Source organism: Streptomyces sp. IBSBF 3136, from assembly GCF_036815105.1.
In the GTDB taxonomy this organism is placed as follows: Bacteria; Actinomycetota; Actinomycetes; order Streptomycetales; family Streptomycetaceae; genus Streptomyces.
In genome coordinates this window covers 1-2,425 of sequence record NZ_JAJSZC010000426.1, presented here as the reverse complement: position 1 = coordinate 2,425, position 2,425 = coordinate 1, and the positions used below count along the sequence as shown (strand labels likewise).

The 2,425-nt window shown below is 74.4% G+C and carries 3 protein-coding genes; all 3 read left to right on the top strand.

The window, feature by feature from the left end; all coding sequences use genetic code 11:
• The coding region (locus tag V7E45_RS39860; RefSeq protein ID WP_333779185.1) for a sensor histidine kinase at positions 1-820 on the top strand (820 nt) is incomplete at its 5' end.
• Positions 817-1,476: a response regulator transcription factor gene (locus V7E45_RS39855; RefSeq protein ID WP_333779184.1), complete on the top strand. Its 660-nt coding sequence runs from the start codon at positions 817-819 to the stop codon at positions 1,474-1,476. The genes V7E45_RS39860 and V7E45_RS39855, both read left to right, overlap by 4 nt.
• Before the next feature lie 177 nt (positions 1,477-1,653).
• Positions 1,654-2,298 carry a GOLPH3/VPS74 family protein gene (locus tag V7E45_RS39850; protein WP_333779183.1) on the top strand — a complete coding sequence of 215 codons (645 nt, stop codon included), beginning with the start codon at positions 1,654-1,656 and terminating at the stop codon, positions 2,296-2,298.
• Positions 2,299-2,425 lie beyond the last annotated feature (127 nt).

Sequence of the window (2,425 nt, the reverse complement as noted above, 5' to 3'; positions counted from 1 at the left end):
GGGCGCGGGGGAGGAGCGGCAGCCGGGGCCCACCCTCGCCCGGCTGGAGGAACTGGCCGACAGCGTCCGCGCCACCGGGATGAACGTCCACCTGCACCGCGAGGGCACCACCGACGGCCTGCCCGCGGGCGTGGACCTGGCCGCGTACCGGATCGTCCAGGAAGCCCTCACCAACACACTGCGCCACGCGGCCGGAGCCGATGAGGTCAGCGTGCGCGTGACGGCCGGAAGCGAAGCCGTGGAGGTCAGCGTGGTCGACAACGGACACCCCCGGCAGGGCGCCCGGCCCGGCGGCCCGACGCCGGCCGGAGCGGGGCGGGGCCTGATGGGGATGAGGGAACGCGTACGTCTCGTTGGCGGCAGCCTGCGCGCCGGCCCCCTGGCCACAGGCGGATTCGAGGTCGCCGCCCACCTGCCGGTGGAACGGACCACACAGCACACGGCGGAAGGCACGGGAGACCGCAGGCCGGAGCACATGGCGGAGGGCACGGGAGACCGCAGGCCGGACCGTCCGGCGGAAGGCACGGTAGACGGCAGGCCGGACCGCCCGGCGGAAGGCACGGTAGACGGCCCGCCGCAACACGCACCGGAAGGCCCGCCGCAGCGCACCCCGCAGCGCACGCCGATCGGCACTCCGCAGTCCAAGGCGGACAGCGCCTCTCGGCGCATGGCGGACGGCGCCCCGGAGGCCGTGCCGGAGAGCGTGCCTGAGGACATGGCGCAGGACCTGCCCGACGGAAAGACGGACGGTACGCCGGAAGGAACAGCGGACGGTACGCCGGACGGAAGAGCGGACGGTACGGCGGAGGGCGGGGCATGACACTGCGCGTGGTGGTGGCCGACGACCAGACCCTGGTCCGCACCGGTTTCCGCATGATCATCGACGCCCGGGAGGACCTCGAGGTGGTCGGCGAGGCGTCCGACGGCGGGGAGGCGGTACGGCTGACCCGGCAACTGGCACCCGACGTCGTGCTGATGGACGTGCGCATGCCCGTGGTGGACGGCATCGAGGCGACCCGGCAGATCGCCGATTCCGGCAGCCGCGCCCGAGTCCTGGTACTGACCACCTGGGACGTGGACGCACACGTGGTCGCCGCCCTGCGGGCCGGGGCCAGCGGCTTCCTGCTCAAGGACATCCGCCCCGCCGAACTCGTCGACGCCATCCGCCTCACCGCGCGCGGCGACGCCCTCTTGGCGCCGACCGTGCTCAGCCGCGTGCTGGACCAGTTCCTGCGTGCCACGCCCGACCCGGCACCCCCACCCTCCCTGCGGAACCTCTCCGGCCGCGAACGCGAGGTCCTCACCCTGATCGGGCAGGCCCTGTCCAACGCGGAGATCGCCCAGCGGCTGCGCCTGTCGGAGGCCACCGTCAAGAACCACGTGACCGCGGTCCTGCGCAAACTCGGACTGCGGGACCGCGTGCAGGCCGTCGTCGCCGCCTACGACCACGGCCTCGTCCAGCCTCGCCGCCCCTGACAGCCGCCTCCTCCGGCAGCCGGCACCGCCCCTCGCCGGCGGGCGACGGTCACGCCCCCGGGCCGCCGCGTTCTCCTCCTCAAGGAGGAGACGGCGACGCGATCCTCCTGTGCTCCCATCGCCGGACCGGTCCTGCGGCCGATCCGCCGCCGGGGTGTGCGGCCCTAGCGTCGGAGTGTGACCGACAACCTGTCCTTGCCCTGTCTGACGTACCTGCTCGCGCACGACGCCGCGACCGAGGCTCCCTACGACCGTGCCCGTACCGCACTGCTGGTCCGGGCCGCCGCCCTGACCGACCTCGCGCTGCGCGGCCGGCTCAGGCAGGACGGCGGCACGGTCATCGCTTCCGGTACCCCGCCCACCGGTGACGTGGCCCTGGACGGCGTGCTGCGCGACGCCGAGGGAGGGCACGGCTTCAAGCACCTCATGCGCCGCCACCGCAAGCGGACCCTGACCGAGGTGGAGGACCAGCTCGCCGCGGCCGGACTCCTCACCGTGAAGGAACCCCGCACCCCCTTCGGCGCCCGCAGGCTGACCGTGACCGACCCGGCCGTGCCCGCCGCCCTGCACGCCCGACTCGCCACCGCGCTGCGCGGCACCACCCCCGTACCCGAGCTGCCCGCCACCGACGCCGCGCTGCTGGCCCTGGCCGGGGCCGGCAACATCCGCTCGGTCGTCTCCCGCCGGGAGCACAAGACCTACCGGGCCCGCATCGACGCGTGCACGAAGTCGCTCGCCGCCCTCGCGCCCGGTCTGGAGCACGCCGTACGCGCCCTGCCGACCACCATGATCGCCGCCCAGGGCGGCATGGGCGGCAGCTGACTTGACCGAACGGGGAGACGACCACCATGCACCGCGCCTTGACCACCTTGGGCTGCGCCCTGACCACCGTCCTCGCGACAGCCTGGACCACCCTGCCCCCGACGCCGCCCGCCGCCAAGTCCGCCAC